General features: G+C 44.8%; 14 protein-coding genes. 9 read left to right on the forward strand and 5 right to left on the reverse strand.

Annotated elements, in window-relative coordinates:
• Positions 1-10: 10 nt before the first annotated feature.
• The 4 genes from HPY28_RS08245 (at position 11) to HPY28_RS08260 (ending at position 4,286) form a co-directional block, all read left to right on the forward strand.
• Complete coding sequence (locus HPY28_RS08245; protein WP_174230382.1) at positions 11-718, forward strand: response regulator transcription factor; 708 nt, start codon at positions 11-13, stop codon at positions 716-718.
• Positions 705-2,084 carry a HAMP domain-containing sensor histidine kinase gene (locus HPY28_RS08250; protein ID WP_017250847.1) on the forward strand — a complete coding sequence of 460 codons (1,380 nt, stop codon included), beginning with the start codon at positions 705-707 and terminating at the stop codon, positions 2,082-2,084. The genes HPY28_RS08245 and HPY28_RS08250 overlap by 14 nt, the downstream gene beginning before the upstream one ends.
• A gap of 297 nt (positions 2,085-2,381) precedes the next feature.
• Positions 2,382-3,041, forward strand: coding sequence for a type A chloramphenicol O-acetyltransferase (gene catA, locus HPY28_RS08255; protein WP_174230383.1), 660 nt, complete (start codon positions 2,382-2,384; stop codon positions 3,039-3,041).
• 81 nt (positions 3,042-3,122) lie between these two features.
• Positions 3,123-4,286, forward strand: coding sequence for a PstS family phosphate ABC transporter substrate-binding protein (locus HPY28_RS08260; RefSeq protein ID WP_174230384.1), 1,164 nt, complete (start codon positions 3,123-3,125; stop codon positions 4,284-4,286).
• Between the two features lie 211 nt (positions 4,287-4,497).
• On the opposite strand, the gene HPY28_RS08265 is transcribed toward HPY28_RS08260, so the two are convergent.
• Positions 4,498-5,490, reverse strand: a complete 993-nt coding sequence (locus HPY28_RS08265) for a GNAT family N-acetyltransferase (RefSeq protein ID WP_174225654.1) — start codon at positions 5,488-5,490, stop codon at positions 4,498-4,500.
• Positions 5,491-5,867: 377 nt separating this feature from the next.
• On the opposite strand from HPY28_RS08265, the gene htpG reads away from it, so the two are divergent.
• Positions 5,868-7,748 carry a molecular chaperone HtpG gene (htpG, locus tag HPY28_RS08270; protein WP_017250852.1) on the forward strand — a complete coding sequence of 627 codons (1,881 nt, stop codon included), beginning with the start codon at positions 5,868-5,870 and terminating at the stop codon, positions 7,746-7,748.
• A 59-nt stretch (positions 7,749-7,807) separates the two neighbouring features.
• On the opposite strand, the gene HPY28_RS08275 is transcribed toward htpG, so the two are convergent.
• The gene (locus HPY28_RS08275; RefSeq protein WP_173624192.1) at positions 7,808-8,569 is read right to left on the reverse strand and encodes an SDR family NAD(P)-dependent oxidoreductase; all 762 of its coding nucleotides are present in this window, start codon (positions 8,567-8,569) and stop codon (positions 7,808-7,810) included.
• Positions 8,570-8,684: 115 nt separating this feature from the next.
• Between HPY28_RS08275 and HPY28_RS08280 the strand changes: the two genes are divergently transcribed.
• Positions 8,685-9,065: a MerR family transcriptional regulator gene (locus tag HPY28_RS08280; protein WP_174225657.1), complete on the forward strand. Its 381-nt coding sequence runs from the start codon at positions 8,685-8,687 to the stop codon at positions 9,063-9,065.
• A 90-nt stretch (positions 9,066-9,155) separates the two neighbouring features.
• Positions 9,156-9,758 (forward strand): MSMEG_1061 family FMN-dependent PPOX-type flavoprotein, encoded by a 603-nt coding sequence (locus tag HPY28_RS08285; RefSeq protein ID WP_173624190.1) that lies wholly within the window; start codon positions 9,156-9,158, stop codon positions 9,756-9,758.
• A gap of 24 nt (positions 9,759-9,782) precedes the next feature.
• Here the strand turns inward: HPY28_RS08285 and HPY28_RS08290 are convergent, their stop codons facing one another.
• A complete protein-coding gene (locus tag HPY28_RS08290) occupies positions 9,783-10,418 on the reverse strand; it encodes a DUF5701 family protein (RefSeq protein WP_174230385.1) in 636 nt (211 codons plus the stop codon).
• Positions 10,419-10,583: 165 nt separating this feature from the next.
• Between HPY28_RS08290 and HPY28_RS08295 the strand changes: the two genes are divergently transcribed.
• Positions 10,584-11,291 carry a MerR family DNA-binding transcriptional regulator gene (locus HPY28_RS08295; RefSeq protein ID WP_174230386.1) on the forward strand — a complete coding sequence of 236 codons (708 nt, stop codon included), beginning with the start codon at positions 10,584-10,586 and terminating at the stop codon, positions 11,289-11,291.
• A 56-nt stretch (positions 11,292-11,347) separates the two neighbouring features.
• Here HPY28_RS08295 and HPY28_RS08300 read toward each other — a convergent pair whose 3' ends face one another.
• The gene (locus HPY28_RS08300; protein WP_174230387.1) at positions 11,348-13,177 is read right to left on the reverse strand and encodes an adenine deaminase; all 1,830 of its coding nucleotides are present in this window, start codon (positions 13,175-13,177) and stop codon (positions 11,348-11,350) included.
• Between the two features lie 107 nt (positions 13,178-13,284).
• Here HPY28_RS08300 and HPY28_RS08305 point away from each other — a divergent pair, with 107 nt between their 5' ends.
• Entirely contained in the window at positions 13,285-13,626 is a 342-nt protein-coding gene (locus HPY28_RS08305) for a hypothetical protein (RefSeq protein WP_174225659.1), read from the forward strand.
• Between the two features lie 49 nt (positions 13,627-13,675).
• Here HPY28_RS08305 and HPY28_RS08310 read toward each other — a convergent pair whose 3' ends face one another.
• Entirely contained in the window at positions 13,676-15,046 is a 1,371-nt protein-coding gene (locus tag HPY28_RS08310) for an amino acid permease (RefSeq protein ID WP_026043272.1), read from the reverse strand.
• Between the last annotated feature and the right edge of the window lie 366 nt (positions 15,047-15,412).

Genomic DNA, 15,412 nt, shown 5'->3' on the forward strand with positions numbered 1-15,412 from the left:
ACATGAGGCGATGGAGGGAAGTACAATCAAAACGATACTGATCATCGACGATGAAGCACAAATTCGTGAACTACTCAGTATTTATTTGAAAAATTACGGGTTTGCAACTTATGAAGCAGGTAATGGGGTTGATGCGCTGGCTGTATTCTCCAACGTGCAAATCGATCTGGTTATTGCTGATATTATGATGCCGATGATGGATGGATACGAGTTATTAAAAAAGATGCGACATATTTCCGAAGTTCCGTTTTTGTTCCTGTCCGCGAAATCGGACGATATGGATAAAATTATTGGACTGCAGCTTGGCGCTGACGACTATGTGGGGAAACCTTTTAACCCCATAGAAGTCGTCAGCAGAGTTCAAGCGTTATTCAGAAGAATGGATGTATTTTCTAAAGGTGAAAAGCCGAACCATGAAATCATACAAATTGGCGATGTCATGCTCGATTTGGTGAGCTGTAAGCTGTACAAAAATGGACAGCAGAAAGAAGTGACATCGTACGAGTTCAAGATTTTGTCTTTACTGATGAAGCATGCGGGGAGAGTTTTTACAAAAGCATCCATTTACGAGCATGTTTGGGGGCAGGAATACATAGGGGATGAAAACCTCATCATGGTCTATATCAGCAAACTCAGGGAGAAGATTGAGGATAACCCAAGAAAGCCAGTTTATCTTATTACGATCAGGGGGTTAGGCTACCGTTTTGAAAAAAAATGAGAGCATCCCCGACAAGCGGCCGTTAAAACAACTGTTTTTTCGGCATTATGTTGTGATAAGCGGTTTGTTCTTATGTGTGATTATGGTTGCTCTTTTGGGGACAGACCTGTTGATGGACAACTATTTTAATAAAACGCCCGATTTGACCCAAGTGGATGGCAGTAAAATATACCAGTACCCTTTTGAAAAGATTGATGGTCGGTTGTTAGACGAGTACGGCGGCTGGTTCGAGATCGTGGATGAATCGGGGACAGTCATCTATGTAAAAGGCAACAAGGAAGACAATATTATGACATATAGCGATGGAATGCTGTACGCTAAAGTGGACATACTGCGAAATGATGATTCACTTTTCTACCATGCCTTTCAAGCTCAAGGGCCAGAGGGTGAAAACTATGTTCTGTTATGGAAATTTCCTGAGCGGTCGGAAATTATATCATTGACGTTTGGAATCTTAATAGCGTTGTTTGTCGTTCTGTTGTTCATCGCCCTTTATTTCTACACCCGGTACTCCGTCTTGCAGATGAAGAAGCCTCTCCGGCAAATTGTAGAGGGCATTAAAGAGATGGAAGGCTTCAATTATCAGAAGAGGCTTACATTTTCGGCTGAAATGGAATTTGCAGAAATCCGAGAAGCATTTAACGGAATGGCAGAACGACTACAGCAGACCTCTGCAGAGATAGAAGCGGTAGCGAACAACAAAAGAAACATGCTGTTGCATTTGTCTCATGATCTGAAAACACCGATTACCTCTGTATTCGGATATTCTCAGTTGTTGCTGGATAGGCCGGAGCTAGAAGAAGAGCAAAGGCGTCAGTATGTTCAATATATTAACGACAAATCGTCTTATATGGCCCATTTGATTCAAAATTTGTTCGAACTGGCAAAGCTGGAAGACCAGCACGTGAGACTGGATCAAGAAAAGGTGAATATTAGTAAGTGGTTTATGCAGCTTGTTGCGGAATTTTATCCAGAAATAGAAGATAGGGGATTTCAGTTGGAAGTGAAAATTCCAGAGGAGCCGCTGTTTGTCATGTTCGACAAAATGCATATGAACCGCGTTATTACGAATTTGATCGGTAACTCGCTAAAACATAATCCGCCGGGAACGCAGCTATTCGTTTCATGCGAGAAAATAGAGACCGGCGTTGTTCTGTGGTTGGGTGATAACGGTACAGGTGTTCAAGAGAATGTTAGGGAACACATTTTTGAAGAGTTCATAAAAGGGAGTAATCCTGTGAAAGATAGCACAGGACTCGGTCTAGCCATTTGTAAAAAAATTATAACGTTACATCAGGGGACCATTCATTTGGAAAGGAATCAACGGTATACGACTCTTTTTAAAATAACTTTGCCTCTTGAATGAACGGTACTCTTCTTGTGGATGTAACGACGGTCGTTTTTATAATGAAATCAATGGATTCCCGAGCCCAATGTCCATCCGGGATATCGCTGAACTGACTGGCTTGTATAGGCACGGGAGTTGAACCCTTCCCTATTTCTACTTAAACATTGCAGCTATACACAGGTTGATGTCAGGAAGAGATGCAAATGGTATGCTGGAGGGGTAAGGCAGGATTGGAGAAGGGGATGGTGTTATGAAAAGGACACGCAAAATCACCTCCTAAAATCATCATGTTTTCGATTTTAGGAGGGATACCCAATGAAATTTCAGCGAATCGATCTAAATAATTGGAGCAGAAAGCCTTATTTCGAGCATTATCTGAACCGAGTGAATTGCACCTTCAGTATGACTGCCAATATAGATATAACGGAGTTGCTCCCCGCTCTACGGCAAAAGGGGATGAAGCTGTATCCGGCTTTTCTGTATATGGTGACAAACGTTGTCAATGCGCATCGTGAATTTCGAACTTCTTTTCATGCGGATGGCGAGTTGGGCTATTGGGAGAGGATGATACCCAGCTATACTTTTTTTCACCAGGACGATCAAACTTTTTCTACGATGTGGACGGAATTCGCTGACGAGTTCCCTGTGTTTTATCGAAATTACGTAGCGGATATGAAACAGTACGGGGACAACAAAGGTCTTGTGGCGAAAGAATTGGAACCGCCTTATACTTTCCCTGTCTCTTGTATTCCCTGGGTTAGCTTCAGTGGGTTTAATCTGAATATTTCGGGAGATGGGCGGTATTTGCTGCCAATCATTACAAGTGGAAAGTATTTCGAACAAGAAGGCAAAACGTTATTGCCTGTTTCTTTGCAAGTCCATCATGCTGTTTGTGATGGATATCACGCCAGCCTGTTCATCAATGATTTGCAAAAGTGGGCGACAAATTACAAGGAATGGTTAGGTGTCGAGTGAATTGGCTCGTTTGGTATGCTTCTCCTTCCTAATCTCTTCCAATCATTTATAATAACGGTAGGAGAACTGGGAGGAGAAGGAATGAACAAAGAATTGGTAGGGAAAATCTTTGGATGTATCGTTTTGGGTGCGATCATCACTGTGATTGGAGTCGTGGCGGTGGTAATGACGGCCCTGAACGCACAGGGAAGAGTTTATTCCCTTCTCGTGGCTGTCACGACGGTCGTTTTTATCATCTACATCATCGGACAAATGTTCGCCCTGCAAAAGAGTCGGCTATGGAACCAAGCCCTCTTTGTCTATTTTCTCTTTTGTACGCTGCCGGTTGCAGGATATGAGATCAGTAGCTATTACCATAACAGCATTCCTGTGGTCAGTGAGGCAGAGGTCGATCTGGAACAGTATAAACCGTTTGGTGCAGATTCCAAGGTCAATAAACTTGATCATCCTGCGACACTGTCGTTACAGTCTGATTTGCCCAAAATAGATGGGGCGACGGCTTTGTATCCTCTCTATGCCTCCTTTGTGCAGGCTGTTTATCCCGACAAGACATACGACCTCTACGACAGCGAAGTCATGGTAAGTAAGACGCCAAAAGCGTACGATAACTTACTGGATGGCAAGGTCGATGTCATCTTTGTAGCAGGTCCTTCTGAGGAGCAGCTCCTAGCAGCAAAAGAAAAAGGAGTAGAGCTTAAGCTGACACCAATCGGTAGGGAAGCCTTTGTCTTCTTCGTCCATACAGAGAATCCTGTTCAAGGACTCACTACCCAGCAAATTCAGGACATCTATGTGGGAGACATCAGTTCTTGGGATGAAGTCGGGGGCGGCTATGAGCGCATTCGCGCCTTTCAGCGTCCAGAAAATAGCGGGAGTCAGACGATGCTGCAGAAGATCATGGGGGATAAAGAACTCATGACCGCGCCACAAGAAGACGTGGTAACAGGAATGGGTGGAATCATCGAGCAAACAGCCAACTATAAAAATTATTCGAATGCCATCGGTTACTCGTTCTTGTTTTATGCCACTGAAATGGTGCGAAACGGAAACATTCGTCTTCTCGCAATTGATGGGGTTGCGCCTAATAAGGAAACGATAAAAAACAGAGCGTATCCGTTTTCGGCCGAGTTTTACGCAGTGACAGCTGGGACGGACAATCCGAATGCAGCGAAACTGATCGAATGGATTTTGTCTCCACAGGGACAAGAATTAGTAGAAAAAACGGGCTATATTCCGGTGAAATAATAAGCAGCATGTAAAGGAGACCCTTGGGCAATTGACCCGAGGGTTTCTTCTTCGTTCTCTCTTTGTTTCGATCTGGGGATCGTGAACTGGTTCATTATCACTTTCACTCCGTACCGATCAGCTTAGAAGGAAATTTGAAAAAATTAGACGGATTCGTGAAACGATTATTTGAATACCGTATTTCAAAATAGGAGAGGACGGGAATTTGGAATTACTCTATCACCGAAGTTATTCTGCTATCAATAAGGCGAGAAACTCTGTAAGAAACAGGAAGGAAGCCTTGACGGGGCCAAAAACGTGAAGATTGTAAATTCGTTTCTCTCCAATCTGTCATGCAGTAGACATATCCTTTTTTCTTCGCATGGGCAAGTCCATGTAGTGTAAGTGCATAATTGATACCTTGTCCGCGATATTGATCTAGAGTACCAGCAACTCCTAATTCAACACAACGATCCGGTACATTCAAATTTACATCACTTTTATCTAAGGGGAAATATCCTTGGAAAGAAACAATTTTTCCATCTTTTAAGGCGATCCAGAAATCGACATCATGATCATCAAGGAGACCTGCATAGCCTTTACGTAATTCCTGAGGGTCATCACGTAAAGAATAACCAAAAACGGGTGCCTTATTTTGATGAGTTCTAATAATATTTGCAATATCCTCTACCAAACTACGGTCTTCTGGGGATGCCAAGCGAATTTCAACATCTGGAATGCTCAAGGGAAGGGGAGATTCCCGATCAAGTAATGAGAGTAATGCATGTGTTTGTTCAAAGCCAAAACCTAAACGGAACCAAGAATGAAGTAATTCCGGTTGACTGGCTGGAATTAGCGCAATATGACTAAAATACCCCTCATCTACCCATAGTTGAGAAGCCTCTGAATAAAGATCTCTATATAATTCAACGGAGGTATTGCGAGAAATTGCATGCCCCTCCAACTTCATCCAGACATGTCGATCCCGAAGAGGGTTTTCAATCTTTTGTCCAATTAGGTATCCGATTAATTTACCATCTTCAATTGCTGCGACTCCGCTACTGTTTGGTTTTGACCATATCGTTTTAACAGCAGTCGTTGCATAATTTTCATCTTCACATTCAATTGGTAGTACCGAAAGGATTTCTCGATCTAGTTTATGACGTTTGGACAATAGTTGCCCAGCCTCTGAGATTAACTCATCAGTAAATGGTATGAAATACATGAAATGGACACCTCTGTTTTTTATCATCATAAAGCTGCTCTTCATCTATTGCAATTCGTTTCCTTAATCCAACTGATCAAACGTACATTAACCCTCAATTTGAGTGAAACCAAGACTATTACCATACTGCTTTTTACTAATATGTCCCGGCCATTTTACCAAGTTGACTAGATGAAATTCCATTTTGTTAAAGTTGGATTACTTCCTGGATAGGCGCAGTCTTTCGAAAACCGTCACGCTGGCGGTTTTTCTTTCTAGCTGGTTCATATTGACAGAAAAATCTAAGACTGTTATAAAAATAGTGAATAGCACTCGCGAGATGAGAGTGCTAACATTGGAAAAGGAATATATAAGAAGTCCGGAAGGGTGGGTATTTCATGGAAAAAAAGCAGTTTCAAGCAGAATCTACACGTCTGTTGGAAATGATGATCCATTCTATTTACACACAAAAGGAAATCTTTTTGCGCGAGTTGATCTCCAATTCGAGTGACGCGATTGACAAAATTTACTACAAATCGCTCGTCGATGATCAATTGGTGTTCGATAAAGAGAACTATTACATCAAAGTAGCGGTTAACAAAGACACGAGAACGCTGACCCTGACAGATACAGGGATCGGGATGACGCAGGATGAGCTGGAAAACAATCTGGGTGTCATTGCGAAGAGCGGTTCGTTGGCGTTCAAAAAAGAAAACGACGCGAAAGATGGCTACAACATCATCGGTCAATTCGGCGTAGGTTTCTACTCGGCTTTCATGGTTGCCGACAAGGTTACGGTCATCAGTAAAGCACTGGGCAGCAACACTGGGTACAAATGGGAGTCCAGTGGTGCGGATGGCTACACGATCGAGCCTTATCACAAAGATTCCGTCGGGACCGAGATCATTCTCGAAATCAAGGAGAATACAGAAGAAGAGAATTACGACGACTTCTTGGAAGAGTACCGTTTACAAGCGATTATCAAAAAGTACTCTGACTTCATTCGTTACCCGATCAAAATGGACGTTACGCAGCATAAGCCAAAAGAGGGCAGCGAAAACGAGTACGAACAAGTGACGGAAGAACAAATCGTGAACAGCATGGTTCCGATTTGGCGAAAAAATAAAAGCGAGCTGACAACTGAGGATTACGAGCAGTTTTATGCGAGCAAGCATTACGGCTTCGACAAGCCGCTCAAGCACATCCACATCAGTGCAGATGGAGCCGTTGTTTATCAGGCGATTTTGTACATCCCGGAGAGCATGCCATTTGATTACTACTCGAAGGAGTATGAAAAAGGTCTGGAGCTGTATGCGAACGGCGTACTGATCATGAACAAATGTGCGGACCTGCTACCAGACTACTTCAGCTTTGTCAAAGGGATGGTTGACTCCGAGAGCCTGTCGCTCAACATTTCTCGTGAGATGCTGCAACATGATCGTCAATTGAAGCTGATTGCGAAAAACATCACGAGCAAAATTAAAAGCCAGCTGCAAAGCTTGCTGAAAACAGAGCGGGAAAAATATGAGCTGTTCTACAATTCGTTTGGCAGACAGCTGAAATACGGCATGTACAGCGACTACGGAATGCATAAAGAAACATTGCAAGACCTGTTGATGTTCTACTCTTCCAAAGAGAAAAAGCTGGTGACGCTAGAAGAGTACGTAGAGAGAATGCCAGAAGATCAAAAGTACATCTACTACGCATCTGGCGAGTCGATCGAGCGAATCGAAAAGCTGCCGCAAACAGAGCTCGTATCCGAGAAAGGTTACGAAATCCTGTACTTCACAGATGACGTCGATGAGTTCGCGATCAAGATGATGATGAACTACAAGGAAAAGGAATTCAAATCCGTGTCGAGCGGCGATTTGGGAATCGAACCGGGCGAAGAAGAAAAAGCAGCCGAAGCCGAAAACGAGAACAACAAAGAGCTGTTCGACTATATGGCATCGCTGCTCGAAGGAAAAGTCAAAGCGGTGAAAGCTTCCAAACGCTTGAAGTCACACCCTGTCTGCTTGTCGACCGAGGGTGAAGTAACGATCGAAATGGAAAAAATCTTGAATGCGATGCCGAACAATTCGAATGTGAAGGCAGACAAGGTACTGGAGATCAATGTGAACCATGCGGTGTTCCAGTCGTTGAAGGGTGCATTTGACACAGACAAGGAAAAGGTTAATCTGTATACGGCTCTCCTGTACAATCAGGCTCTCTTGATCGAAGGCTTGCCGATTCAAGACCCGGTAGAGTTTACGAACGACATTTGCAAAGTCATGGTGTAATTCAAAAAAAGAGGATGCGGCTTGCGCATCCTCTTTTTTATGTGAAAATAACGTCTCGACTAGTTTCTTGACTTCGACACATACGTAAAGATCGGATCCTTTAGCTCGAACTCATATGTCGCTCCATTCACTATTCCTACTACCTTCTCACTGTCATATAAATCGAGCAAGAAACCTGCCATTTCAGCAGCTGTATGGAACTTGGGAACTGCACCAGCATATTCAAATTGATCAATATCAAAGGAACGCTTCGCAAATTCGGTCTCTGTCGCAGCAGGTGCCAAGACTTTTGCTTGCATGGCTGCTCCATGCTCCCTCAATTCTTGTGCGAGACCTTCCGTAAAGGCACTTACATAGAACTTCGTTGCGCAATAGGTGACGGCGTCAGCAATAATTTTGTAGCCTCCGCCTGAAGAAATATTGATGATTTGCGTTCCTTCAACATGTGCATAGTCACGAACATAAAGAGAAGATAGAATCGTGAGTGCTTCGATATTCAAGTGAAGCATAGACTCAATTTTATTCAAGTTTTGTTCCCCAACAGAAGCAAAGTTTCCGAACCCCGCATTGTTGATCCAGGTCTCAATCTCATAATCCTTTAGACTGTCGTAAAAATCATGCACATTTGCGCTCACACTCAAATCAACGGTTCGAATGACGACATCCAATTTTGCGTTGATTTCAGCCACTTTTGATTGTAGCTTTTCTAATTCCTCCGTTCGACGAGCTGCTAAAATTAAGTTTTTTCCGCGAGCAGCAAATGCCAGAGCGGTTTCAAAGCCAATTCCTGAACTTGCTCCCGTAATAACCGTATATTTCATGAAAATCCCTCCTGAATTTTATTCACTAGCTTTCATTGAGAAGTAACGATGAGCTGATTATACTGATTAGAGTAAACTCTAAGTCAAGGGTATTAGATCAATGCGGAGGTTTCCTATGTACACAATTGGTGAAGTGGCACAGCTATTAGGGATAAGCACACATACGTTGCGTTATTATGAAAAGGAAAAAATAATTATTCCTGATCGCGATGAAAACGGTGACAGGCGATATAACGATTCACATATTCGATGGCTGCAATTCGTTATCAAGTTAAAAGAAACGCAAATGCCGATCTCAAAAATAAAGCAGTACGCTTCCCTGTTTGTAGAAGGAGAACATACGACCTTAGCTCGATTGGGTCTTTTAGAAGAACATAAACGATATATTGAGCAACAAATAAAAACGTTAATCGCTGTGGATGATATGCTAGAACGTAAGATTGTTGCTTACAAAGATTTCATCAGTAAACGAGCAGCCAAAACACCGGCAGACTAAAAACTTGCTGCTGTAGACATTGATTTTCCATTCCCAAGGGACTTATGATGATAGACAGGGATATACACAAAAGAGAGGAGAGTAGAACCTATGTGGAATCCATTGGAAGTAAAAGATCTTATAACCAGTGCAGACGAACTAAAAAGCCTGGTAGGAGAACCGCAAGAGGCGGTTGTGAAAAAAAGCATCGCGCAGGTTGAGACGCATGTGATCCATTATGTGTCTATGTCGCCGTTGTTTTTCTTGTCCACAGCAGATGCTTCAGGCAGATGTGACGTTTCCCCACGAGGCGACGAGCCGGGTTTCGTTAAAGTGCTGGATGATCACCATATTATCTTTCCCGAGCGAATGGGGAACAGACGGGTCGACTCTTTGCTAAATATTATTGCCAATCCGCAGGTGGGAATGATTTTCCTGATTCCAGGTCTGGAAGAAGTGTTGCGTATTAACGGATCAGCCCACATTACAAAAGATGCAGAGCTACTCGCCGCGCAAGAATGGAAGGGTAAAACAAGCGGCATCGGCGTGATCGTGAAGGTAGAGGAGTGCTTCCTCCATTGCCCGCGCGCATTTAAACAAGCAAGCTTGTGGAAAACGGATTCATGGCCAGAAAAAGAGGCAATGCCTTCGATGTTGGAAATGTTTCGCGCTCATTTGAAAATAAATGGTGTTACGTTGAATGAAAAAGAATAAGAAAGAAAAAACCTTGAATGAGCTTCAAGGTTTTTTTTCGTCCAAACGAGCTTGGCAGGAAGCTGATCCGAGCCACGTATGAGGATTGCCGTTCCAGCACCAACCTAGCTTCGGTTTATTTTCACTGATCCACATGGCCGTTACGCGTCGGTCGCCACAACGCGATCCGAGCAGAGAAAAGCCGTTGTTTTTCTTTACCAGATCCGGGAAGTGAGTGATCAGGGCAATCCCTTCCTCCAGCGTGAGCGGAGAACGCTGTTGCTCCAAGAGGATGGGCATCGCGTCATTCGGAGTGACGTTCAACGTCTCTTTTCCTGTATCAATTCCGGTCATTAGGTAAGCCATTCCTGTAGGAATCTCGATGCCCTCGATGGGTGTAAAGCGCCGAATTTCTTCTGCATCCATGACACTGAAGCCAGCTTTCTTTTGACGCTCGATGGCTTGCATCGCTTTTTCTCCGTCGAACCAATCGCCTTTCACAACGAGAACAAAGGGGACGAGGCCCTCTTGTTGGGAATCTTCTTGAATGGGGAGAGCTTCTGTCAGTGATTGCAGGGGGTCCAGATTTTTCCTAAACACATCTGCTGTCATGCCCGCCATTTCAGGATAGCCCTTTTGAATGAGCGTTGTCAGTTGCCGTTCGAATTCAGCTTTGTGCATGGGGTAATGCGCCTCCTTCCACTTGTCACATTCATCTTACAACATTCGAGCTAATTCTAAGGTCTAACCAAAGAAAAAGGAATAAAGCGGGTTAAGATTGAAATAACTTTACAACTAAGCTTTAATCTTCATCGAAGAAAGTCGGGTAGGAGGCTGGTGGTTGCCATGCGCCCCATTGATATTGCACGTAAGCTGAAGCTGAGCACGAGCGCCTTGCGCAATTACGAAGCACATGGGCTGGTTCCGCCTGTGGAACGGTCAGCGAGTGGCTACCGGAAGTATTCGGAGGAACATGTCGCTTATTTTACCTGTATTCAAGCCATGTCTCCCGGATTTGGGATGGAAGTGACAGCGCAGGTGATGCGACTGATCCAGGATAGACAGTTGCAGGCTGCTCTTTGGCGTGTGAATGAGGCTCAGGCCAATCTACAGAGGGACAAGCAGATAGCCGAACGAAACTTGGCAATGCTCGAAGACGGTGGAGCAGGAAAGTACGAGGAAGCTGGAAACAGCGAATGGATGACGATTGGGGAGGTAGCAGCCATGACTTCCCTGCCCAGCTCAACCATTCGTCACTGGGAAAAGGTTGGGCTCATTGCGACTTCCCGTGATGAGAAAAATGGCTACCGCCTATTCAATCGCTCGCAAATCCGCAAAATCATGCTGCTTCGTACGCTGCGACCTGCTGTCTATTCCTTATCGGTTGTGGAGCTAAAGGAAGCCATCGCGAACATGAATGAAGAGGATGTGAGAGAGGCGCGAAACATCGCTTTGGAAACGTTGCGTTATCTAGATCAGATGAATCGCGTACAAATGCGTGGGGTTTTCTATTTCTATCAATTATGCAAAGTGGCTCAGCTGGTCGAAGAATAAGGTAGCCAAAAGAGAAAACCCCCTCCTGCACATTCGCAAAAGAGGGGATGTCGTCGTTATTCCACAAACAGTGATACCCGCTCAAATCCCGCATCTGAAATGCGAATCAAGCCCGTATCCGATATGTGCAAGGTCGGTATGACGACCAGAGCAAGCAAAGACAATGTCATAAAGGCGTAGTTCATCGTGCAGCCAGCCTTCACCAACGCTTGGCTAATCTCCATGGATTGCTTCACAACTGTTTCATAAGGCTCAGTCGACATCAGTCCGGCTAAACGCAGCGGAAGCTCCACGATTTTGCCGTCTCCAGTCAAGACAGCGATACCGCCTTGCATGCCGATCACAGCATTTGCTGCTTGTGCCATCCGTTCATCATCGTTTCCGATGACAAGCACGTTATGGCAGTCATGGGCGACAGTCATGGCAATCGCTGCTGGCTGGTTAAATCCGACATTGCCGACAATCCCGATGGCAGAGCCGCCAGTTTTCCCATGACGCTCGAAAATAGCCATTTTGCACAAGGCGCTCTCTGGCGTAATCTGAAGCTCACCATTTGCGACAGCTATATCCACAAATACTTCATCCGTCTCTACATGATTTTCGCGGACACCTGCGACGCGCGTCTTGATCGACCCAGATGGAACAGGGGTCTTGATGATGAAGTCAGATGGCGTGAGATCAGCCTTGATTTTCACTGAGTTGACAGCAAACGCAGGGTAAGGGAACGGAGGTAGTTCGATCGTCATTTCACCATTCTCTGCTACTACTTCACCGCGCGCGATCGTCATCACGACATTCACATCAGCCAGATTTCCGTCGAGCAAAATGATATCGGCAATCATACCAGGTGCGATCGAGCCTACATCTCTTGCGACACCGAATCGTTCTGCTGTATTGATAGTCGCCATCTGGAAGGCAGTAACGGGCTTCACTCCTTGCGAGATCGCGTGTCGGACGATGAAGTTCATATGTCCTTCTTCTTTCAACGAATCGCAGATGCGGTCATCGGACACGAGCATCATCCGGCGGGAGTCAATTCCCTGTTCGGTGTGTGCTTTGATCGTTGCTGCAACATCGTGCCAGGCAGAGCCGCGGCGCATTTTAGCATACATGCCGAGCCGTACGCGCTGTGCGACATCTTCGCTGGTCACACACTCATGGCAACCGGATACACCCGCAGCGGCATAAGCAGCCAGACGCGGATCGCTTGAAGGCCATGTATAGTGACCATCCACTACTTTTCCTGCCCGCAGTGTCGCTTGAATCTCTCCAATCATTTTCGGGTCACCGTACACGACGCCAGGGAAGTTCATGACTTCTCCGAGTGCGATCATATCCGGTCCCCAGCTCAATGCTTCTGCGACCTCTGCTGGTCCGAATTCTGCCCCAGCCGTTTCAAAGGAAGCATCCGTCGAAGGAACGCAGGAAGCGACCTGCATGTAAGCAGCCATCGGTGTTTGTCTCGCCTCATCCAGCATGATACGTAAACCAGGTAGACCGAGAACATTCGAGATCTCATGGGCGTCGAAAAAGCCGCCTGTTGTTCCGAGCGGCAGTACCGCATTGGCGAACTGCGTCACGGACAGCATGCTGCTCTCGATATGACAGTGCCCGTCCAACAGTCCAGGTGCCATATACTTTCCTTTTGCATCGATCATCTTGGTGGATTCATCTGTCATCCCTTCCACATAAGGACCGACATAAGCGATACGGGTACCAACGACAGCGACGGACATATTCGGCAAGATTTCACCGGAGAGAACATTGACGAGCGTGCCATTATGAATGAAGAGGGTCGCTTTTTTCTCCCCTCTGGAAAAGGCAACGAGATCAGGAATACAATCTGCGAGTGGAGGTCTTGCATAGGACGAATGCTGCTGTGTCATGTTTACTATCACCTCATGCTGGATTTGGTATTTTACATATAGTACACATCGAAGCGGAAGGAAGCTAGTTTTCTTTTAGAAAAAATTTTGAAAAAGGGGTGCAGTGGATGACGAGAGTAAAGGTCAAATACATAAAAATATCGTCCTATCTAAAGCTGTGCGTGGGAGCTGGGGTTTCGATCGGGGTTTTGGATGGGGCCTTCCGTTTTCTACTTTTACTCGTAATGGGGCAATTGAGCGCATCGGAAGCTTTGCTCTTCCGTATGCAGGTAAAGGGGTGGGTAGCGGGAATCTTGCATTTGCTTTCTGTACCGTTGCTGTATGGGATGGGCGCAGTTCTGTTTGGCTTCGTTTCCTATTTTCCGTTTATGTACTATCTCAAATGCAAGAAAGGGCTTGTGATCGAAGGGGTATTTGAAGGGGAACAACTCGAGGACATACCAAAATAAAACACCTCCTATTTTCACCGATGTTGAAAGTGAAAACAGGAGGCGCTGCTTAGTGTTCTGCTACCTCTATTTCATTTGTCTTCGTTTTCCGCAGTTTGTAAATCACGACGAGCAGAATAAACCATACAGGTGTGATGAACAAGGCGACTCGTGTATCTTCCGCGAGTGCCAGCACGACTAGAATGAAGGCAAGGAATGCCAGGATCAGGTAGTTGGCAAAAGGATAGAGCGGCATTTTAAATGTATTCGCTTTTGCTAAATCTGGTCTCGTTTTGCGATATTTCAAATGACAGATGACGGTAATTCCCCAAATAAAGATAAAACAAACGGTCGAAACGCTTGTGATCAGCGTAAATACGCCTTCTGGCATGACGTAATTCAATACAACGGCGATAAGGATAACAACTGTTGAAAAGAGTAGTGCATTTGCCGGGACTTTGTTGGCAGTCAGTTTGGTAAGAGGCACAGGTGCGTTCTTTTCTTTGGCAAGGGAGTAAACCATCCGGCTTGTACTAAAAATGGCGCTATTACATGCGGAAGCAGCGGATGTCAGTACAACGAAGTTGACGATACCGGCAGCGGCTGCAATACCAATCGCTGCGAAGACCTGCACGAATGGACTCTCCAACGGGTTGATCGCGTTCCAAGGATAGATGCTCATGATGACGATGAGAGCGCCAACGTAGAAAATCAAAATCCGAATCGGGATTTGGTTAATTGCTTTTGGAATGACTCGTTTTGGGTCTTCTGTTTCACCAGCTGTTAGACCGACAAGCTCGATCCCAACAAATGCGAACACGACCATCTGGAAGGAGAGAAGGAACCCATTGAAGCCGTTCGGGAACATACCGCCATGACTCCAGAGATTCGTGAAGCTAGACGCACCTGCGTTCGTAGAAAAGCCCTTGATGATCATGAAGACGCCGACAAAAATCAGGGCGAGAATCGCGATGACCTTTACGAGCGCGAACCAAAATTCCATTTCTCCAAAAAGCTTCACCGTAGCTAGGTTCATGATTAACAAAATCACGAGGGCAATTAAGCCTGGCATCCACTGCGGTATTTCCGGAAACCAGAATTGCGTATACAGACCAACAGCTGTCAGGTCGGCCATGGCGATGGAAATCCAGCAAAACCAGTAAGTCCAGCCCGTGACAAATGCGGCCATGTTCCCCAAATAGTCTTTGACGAAATCCACAAAAGAATGGTAATTCAAATTGCTCAAGAGGAGCTCCCCGAGTGAGCGCATGATTAAAAAGCAGATGATGCCCGTAATCAAGTAAGCAAATAAGATGGATGGGCCGGCCAAATGAATCGATTTTCCTGCGCCCAAAAATAATCCTGTTCCGATTGCACCGCCGATCGCGATGAGTTGTACGTGTCTGTTTTTTAGACCTCTCGCCAAGTTTTGATCCTGCATACGATCCACCTCTTTCTTATTTTTAGTTAGTTTTCAATTTTTAGATTTTTATCAAACAGATAATGTTCATATTAACATAACTATTGTTGTTTCACATATGTTTATTTATTTTTATAGAAAAAAAGCTTTTCATTATGAACGAAATAGGAATGTTTTGGAAGTGTTGTCTCTTTTAAACAGAGGCTGCACTTTTTTTGTATTTCAGAAAAAAGAATATATTGACATGATAATGGAAATCATTTAATTTTGCATTAGGGCAACTTTTTTATACGAATGCATATTAGTTTTCTCAGGTGAATATTATTGGTACAAGACTACATTGTTGTGTGTAGGCATATGTGCATAGAGGAATTACCCGTTTCACCA

Origin of the sequence: Brevibacillus sp. HB1.2 (genome assembly GCF_013332495.1) — a bacterium.
In the GTDB taxonomy this organism is placed as follows: Bacteria; Bacillota; Bacilli; order Brevibacillales; family Brevibacillaceae; genus Brevibacillus; species Brevibacillus porteri.

Excerpts from the sequence above, each read along its gene's own strand:
- HPY28_RS08265 (WP_174225654.1), bottom strand. The coding sequence starts at position 5,490 with ATGTATTTCATACCATTTACTGATGAGTTAATCTCAGAGGCTGGGCAA.
- HPY28_RS08300 (WP_174230387.1), bottom strand. The coding sequence starts at position 13,177 with ATGACACAGCAGCATTCGTCCTATGCAAGACCTCCACTCGCAGATTGT.
- HPY28_RS08285 (WP_173624190.1), top strand. The coding sequence starts at position 9,156 with ATGTGGAATCCATTGGAAGTAAAAGATCTTATAACCAGTGCAGACGAA.
- catA (WP_174230383.1), top strand. The coding sequence starts at position 2,382 with ATGAAATTTCAGCGAATCGATCTAAATAATTGGAGCAGAAAGCCTTAT.
- HPY28_RS08280 (WP_174225657.1), top strand. The coding sequence starts at position 8,685 with ATGTACACAATTGGTGAAGTGGCACAGCTATTAGGGATAAGCACACAT.
- HPY28_RS08275 (WP_173624192.1), bottom strand. The coding sequence starts at position 8,569 with ATGAAATATACGGTTATTACGGGAGCAAGTTCAGGAATTGGCTTTGAA.
- HPY28_RS08310 (WP_026043272.1), bottom strand. The coding sequence starts at position 15,046 with ATGCAGGATCAAAACTTGGCGAGAGGTCTAAAAAACAGACACGTACAA.
- htpG (WP_017250852.1), top strand. The coding sequence starts at position 5,868 with ATGGAAAAAAAGCAGTTTCAAGCAGAATCTACACGTCTGTTGGAAATG.
- HPY28_RS08305 (WP_174225659.1), top strand. The coding sequence starts at position 13,285 with ATGACGAGAGTAAAGGTCAAATACATAAAAATATCGTCCTATCTAAAG.
- HPY28_RS08295 (WP_174230386.1), top strand. The coding sequence starts at position 10,584 with ATGCGCCCCATTGATATTGCACGTAAGCTGAAGCTGAGCACGAGCGCC.
- HPY28_RS08290 (WP_174230385.1), bottom strand. The coding sequence starts at position 10,418 with ATGCACAAAGCTGAATTCGAACGGCAACTGACAACGCTCATTCAAAAG.
- HPY28_RS08245 (WP_174230382.1), top strand. The coding sequence starts at position 11 with ATGGAGGGAAGTACAATCAAAACGATACTGATCATCGACGATGAAGCA.
- HPY28_RS08260 (WP_174230384.1), top strand. The coding sequence starts at position 3,123 with ATGAACAAAGAATTGGTAGGGAAAATCTTTGGATGTATCGTTTTGGGT.